Source organism: Helicobacter sp. (assembly GCF_014799995.1).
Classification (GTDB): domain Bacteria; phylum Campylobacterota; class Campylobacteria; order Campylobacterales; family Helicobacteraceae; genus Helicobacter_D.
In genome coordinates, this window is the sequence record NZ_JAAVGY010000028.1 from 1 (window position 1) to 5372 (window position 5372).

Annotated in this window: 6 protein-coding genes; 2 read left to right on the forward strand and 4 right to left on the reverse strand. The window is 38.6% G+C overall.

Features of this window, described 5'->3' with window-relative positions; translation table 11 throughout:
- The 3 genes from HDT10_RS04255 to moaA form a co-directional block, all read right to left on the reverse strand.
- Positions 1 to 1126, reverse strand: a 1126-nt coding sequence (locus tag HDT10_RS04255) for a cache domain-containing protein (protein WP_290880353.1), incomplete at its 3' end; no start/stop codon positions are given.
- A 226-nt stretch (positions 1127 to 1352) separates the two neighbouring features.
- Complete coding sequence (locus HDT10_RS04260; RefSeq protein WP_290880356.1) at positions 1353 to 1790, reverse strand: DNA starvation/stationary phase protection protein; 438 nt, start codon at positions 1788 to 1790, stop codon at positions 1353 to 1355.
- A gap of 120 nt (positions 1791 to 1910) precedes the next feature.
- Positions 1911 to 2909 (reverse strand): GTP 3',8-cyclase MoaA, encoded by a 999-nt coding sequence (moaA, locus tag HDT10_RS04265; protein ID WP_290880358.1) that lies wholly within the window; start codon positions 2907 to 2909, stop codon positions 1911 to 1913.
- Between the two features lie 113 nt (positions 2910 to 3022).
- Between moaA and HDT10_RS04270 the strand changes: the two genes are divergently transcribed.
- On the forward strand, positions 3023 to 3664 hold the full coding sequence (locus HDT10_RS04270; RefSeq protein WP_290880361.1) for a molybdenum cofactor guanylyltransferase: 642 nt from the start codon (positions 3023 to 3025) through the stop codon (positions 3662 to 3664).
- A gap of 1 nt (position 3665) precedes the next feature.
- Positions 3666 to 4736 (forward strand): flagellar biosynthesis protein FlhB, encoded by a 1071-nt coding sequence (gene flhB, locus HDT10_RS04275; RefSeq protein ID WP_290880364.1) that lies wholly within the window; start codon positions 3666 to 3668, stop codon positions 4734 to 4736.
- Positions 4737 to 4931: 195 nt separating this feature from the next.
- Here the strand turns inward: flhB and HDT10_RS04280 are convergent, their stop codons facing one another.
- Positions 4932 to 5291 (reverse strand): DUF805 domain-containing protein, encoded by a 360-nt coding sequence (locus HDT10_RS04280; RefSeq protein ID WP_290880367.1) that lies wholly within the window; start codon positions 5289 to 5291, stop codon positions 4932 to 4934.
- Positions 5292 to 5372 lie beyond the last annotated feature (81 nt).

Here is a 5372-nt window from a genome sequence, read left to right on the forward strand (position 1 = left end):
GTTGGATATTCTCTATATTCTGATTGATTTCTTTTGCCATAATGCCGAATTCGTCTTGAGATTCTATCTTGATAAGATTTGCAGAATCTGTTTCGTGGTTGAGGTAGGAGAAGAAGCGAGACAATCCTTGTTGAATACGCTTAAGTGGTTTCAAGAAAAATCTGATAATGTAATAAAGTATAATAGAGCCGATGATGATAAGCACGGAGTTAATTACGAGATTCTTAAACGCGGTGATATTAGAAGCTCTTGTGTAATCGCTATGACTTGCGCTCGCAACCATAATCCAGCCAAAAGGCATTACGCGATAATGTGCAACCCTTTCTGTGTTGGTATGGTCTATATAATTAATAATGCTATTTGGGTTTTGTTTGGCTGCTTGACTGATTGCAATCTCTTGTGGGGTTTGTTTGCCATCTAGCACGAGTTCGGGAACTTCGTGAGAAACGATTTCACTATTTTGGTCCATAATAAAGATATTCAAGCTTGGAAAGTCCGGAGTGTCAAAGTTTTTGAAGCGGTCTTGAAACAAATCCAAAGAAATATCTACTGCGACTACCCCAGCAAATTTGCCATCTTTATAGAAAGGAAGTGCAGCAGTTGCCAAATGTTGCCCAGCAAGTTTGCCGCCTTTTGAAAGATAGGCAGGGGTTACGATGAAACCATTTTTTTGCTTGGCTTGCACATACCATAGAGCGGTGCGCATATCTTGGTATGCTGAAGGAATCGGGCTGAAACTATTGCTAAAGCTAGAGGGGAAGTGGTCTTCTAGCCATTCATCAATGAAATCCCCATTATCCTCATAAACCATAAAAATATCAGGATATTTTACGGTGTATTGAACATTTGATAATGCTTTGCGAAGGGCAACAACATCATAGCGGTCAATGCTCGCTATTTCCTCTGCTAAGAATTTTAAATGTTGTTCCGCCTCAATATTCATCGTAATGTTAATAGTTGTATAAGACGCCTTTAAAATCTCTTCTTGCAATAAGCTATAAACTTTTGTAGAATCTTCTATCGTGTTTCTATAATTCACAATCGCGCTAATGCTAATCATCACCACAAAAGCTAACACGATGAGTCCTGAAATTTTTGTAACCAATGAAATTCTTGATGTTTTCATAAAAACTCCCTATTTTTGGTTCGTGAAAATAACCTTATTATGATAGTTTATAAAAATTCTTCTTTAAATATAATTAAGTTTTTAACTTTATAGGTGATTATAAAGAGCTAGAAAGGCTGTTTGTAACAATTTGACTACGAATAGTATCGAGATTGTTTGATGATGGAGGCAATAAAAGCCGCCAAGATTCCATAAATTAGGAATCCTAGCAAGGCTTAGGTTTGGATTATGCAAGCTGCACTTTAAGCATCCAAAGAGCTTTTTCTAGGCTAGCGACTTTTTCGTCTGCTAGTGCAACGGTTGCTTTATCGTTCGCTTCACCCGCCAAGTCCGAAAGCTCTCTAAAGGATTTTAAGAAATATTCGTAATCTGGTATGATTGCTTTGAGAATTGTCTTAGAATCAAAGCTTGTGCCCTCGTCCTCTTTGATTTTGCTAGCAGCAAGCATATCTTTTAATGTTACAAAAGGTTTTTCACCGATTTGAATCACGCGTTCCGCAACTTCGTCCATTTGCTCGGTGATTTCATCATACATATTTTCTAATGCAGAATGCACGGGGTGAAAATCTGCACCTTTGACATTCCAATGGTAATTATGAAGTTTGATATAAAATACTGCGCAATCCGCTTGAATTTGTTTTAGTGTTTGAACAATTTTATTCATTGTTGTCTCCTTAAAAATTTGTGAGCGAATTATACAAATGAGATTCTTAAAGGAAAATAATTATCATTAAGAAAAATTTGCTAACATTTTATGATTGTGGGTATAAATGAAACTTAATTCCTATCCACCGGTTTGATAAAACGCCCTAGAGGAGACAGAATTTTCGTTCCAATCGTTTTTTTCTGGTTTGTTTTGGATGCAGAGATTCAAGCGCGAAAGAATCTCCTCTGTATCGCCATACAGCATAGCTTCTTTAATGTCAATTGCATTATCGTGGTAGAGGCAAGGAATGAGTTTGCCCTCACTGCTTAGGCGGATTCTATTGCAACTCTTGCAGAAATCATCATTGTGCGGGGCGATGACGCCGAAGACATAATCTTGTGATAATTCCTTACCAAGCATTGTTTGCACGCTTTCTTTTGGAATCTTAAAGAGTGTCGCAGGACCGATAATCTTTTTTTCAAATATTTGCGTGGTGTATTTTTTCTGCACACAAGCAAGAATTTCAGAGAGTTTTAACCCGCTAATCCCTCCTTTGGCGTGTGAATTTTCCATATATTCAATAAAGCGTACCATAATGCCTTTTTCTATGCCATATTCTAAGATAGCTAGAATCTCATCCTCATTGATATTCTTAAGGGGCACCATATTAAGTTTGATTTTGAATCCAACTCTGTGTGCTTCTTCAATGCCCTTTAGGATTTTCTCTAAACCATCGCGTTTGGAGATACAGAGGATTCTGTCTTTTTGCAAGGAATCTAACGAAATGTTAATACGCATTAATCCCGCGTCTTTTAGAGGTTTTGCAAGAGGGGCAAGCAAAAAGGCATTAGTCGTGAGTGCAATATCAATGTGCGGAGCAATGGCATAGATTTGTGCGATAAATTCAACGATTTTAGAGCGTAAGAGTGGCTCTCCACCTGTGATTCTGATTTTTTTAACCCCCTGTGCAACCGCCACTTTGACGAAGTTTAATATAGATTCTAGGGGCACATCTTCTGCCTCGTCGCCTAAATTCATCGGCGTATTTGGCATACAATAAGCACAACGGAAATTACACCTTTGCGTTACGCTAATGCGCATATAATCAATGGTTCTTCCAAAACCATCTACTAGCACGTCTGCTCCTCATTGATTTAAAGTTTAGAATCCTACCAAAAGTGCTTGAAAAAAGCTATAATTTTGGCAAAATTATAGTGTAATTTTAAGCTTTTGTATCTTTGGGAGTTATTTTGGCAAAATTTTCTATGCCGTGTGTGGTTTTGTGTGGTGGTAGAAGTGCGAGAATGGGGAGATTGAAACAAGATTTAATCTTTAGCGATAAAGTTACTCCCATAGCGCAAGAAACCCTAGCAAATTTTCAAGCCAAACGCCTATTAGAGCTATTTTCTCATATTTATTTTTCTGCTAAGTTTTTGATTCCTAATGCTGTGGGAGCGAAGACAATCCTAGACAATAATACTAACATTCAAGAAACAAAAAATTTAACCAATGCCCCCAAAGAGCAGTTTGCGCCGATTTTTGGCTTACAAAGTAGCTTGGAATTTTTACAATGCGATTTTTTCGCCTTAAGCGTTGATGCACCCTTTTTTGATAGGCATTGTGTGGAATTGGTTTTGCAATCTTATGCAGAGAATCGCAAGCCGACTTTTGCAAGAAATTCCGAGATTCACCCTCTGCTAGGTGTTTATACATTAGAATCGCTCCGCATAATTCAAGCACAAATTGCCAAAGGCGATTACAAGCTTATGCGACTTTTGGAGATGATAAATGCGCAATTTGTGGCAATCAATGAGGACAAGACGCAGAATCTCAACACGCCAGAGGATTATCAAAAGGCTTTGGCGCAAATCAATTCCCAATTAAAGGCATAAAATGGCTGATGAACAAGAAAAAACCGAAGCCCCCTCCGCGCGCAAAATTGAAAAAGCGCGCGAAGAGGGAAATGTCCTTAAAAGCCCCGATGTCAATGCGTTTCTCGGGCTGACAATGGGCTTGGTATTAATCTTTGTGTGCTTTAGTTTTTGGGTGCAGGGAGTGAGTAATGTGTTTGAGCAAATTTATCAGCATTTTTCTCAAGATTTAACGCGTGCTAATGTTATGTCTATTGCTCTTTCGCTAGTATTGCAGATTCTTTATCTGCTTGCGCCGATTTTTGGGGCATTAATGCTGATTGGCGTGATAGCAAATGTCTCACAAAGTGGGTTTTTGCTCACGGTTAAGGCGATTCAGCCAAAGCTGCAAAAGTTGAATTTCATCAGTGGAATGAAGAATCTCGTTTCGCTTAAAAAACTACTTGATGGATTTTTGATTACTTTTAAGGTGATGACTGCCTTTATCATCGCATTTTTTGTCTTTATTGGGTTTATGCACGAGCTTACCACGGTCGCGCTTTTTCCTATCGGAGACCAAATGCTATGGTTTCGCGATAAAGCATTGATTCTGATTGGAATCTTGCTTGCGTTTTTTATGGTAATGGCGAGTGTGGATTATCTCATCAAACGTTATCAGTATTTTAAGTCTCTGCGTATGAGCAAACAAGAAGTCAAAGATGAGTTTAAAAATATGGAAGGAGACCAACAAATCAAAGGCAAAATTCGCTCACTGATGTTTCAAGCAGCGCGTAAGCGAATGATGCAGAATCTCCCAAGTGCCGATGTCGTTGTAACCAACCCAACCCACTATGCGGTGGCTTTGCGCTATGATAGCCAAAAAGACCGCGCTCCTCGTGTGCTAGCCAAAGGCGTGGATTTTTTGGCACAAAGAATCAAGGAGCTTGCAAACGAATATGAAATCCCTATCGTAGAGAATCCTCCTTTGGCACGCGCTTTGTATAAAGATGTGGATTTGGATATGGAGATTCCAGAATCTTTGTATCAAGCAATGGTAGAGGTGTTGATTAAAGTCCAAAAAATCAATGATGAGCGCAGGAAAAAGGCAAGCTAGAGATTGTGTCATTGCAAAAAACAAAACGACAAAGTATCTATCCTTTAGAATCTCACCTCTAACTTTTTAGGCTTCATTCAAGATTTCTTTGTGTCATTTATTGAAGTTTAAAATAGATTGTCGCAGCTTTTTACAAAGGGTCGTGATTAATGTAGAATCTTAAAGATTCTACAAAAGAATTTAAAAAGATGACGATTAGCCTAAAGGGTCTCTTCCGAAGCGATTTTCTCCGATAGTTCCTTTGGACACAAACCAAAATAGCAAAACAATCCCTCCAATTAGAGGAACAAAACATATCAAATACCACCAGCCCGAGCGGTCTAAATCGTGAAGTCTGCGAATGCTTACCGTAACGGCAGGAATGATGCACACAAGTAGCATAAGAGCAGGTATAATGCCTTGCCCTGAAAGGATTATAGTATCAACGATTGTAGCTGCAAAACTTAAGCAACAATAATAGAGAGCAAACCACCAATACTCACTTCTGCTTGCCCTCCCCTTGAGACTAAAGTATCCCTTAGTGAAGCAAAATTTAACCGAATTGCTGAAAGTCATCAAAACTCCTTTTATTTAAAATTAAGTTAAAATTATACACCCCCCCCCCCCCCCCCCCAAAAAACACAAAAAACAAAAAAA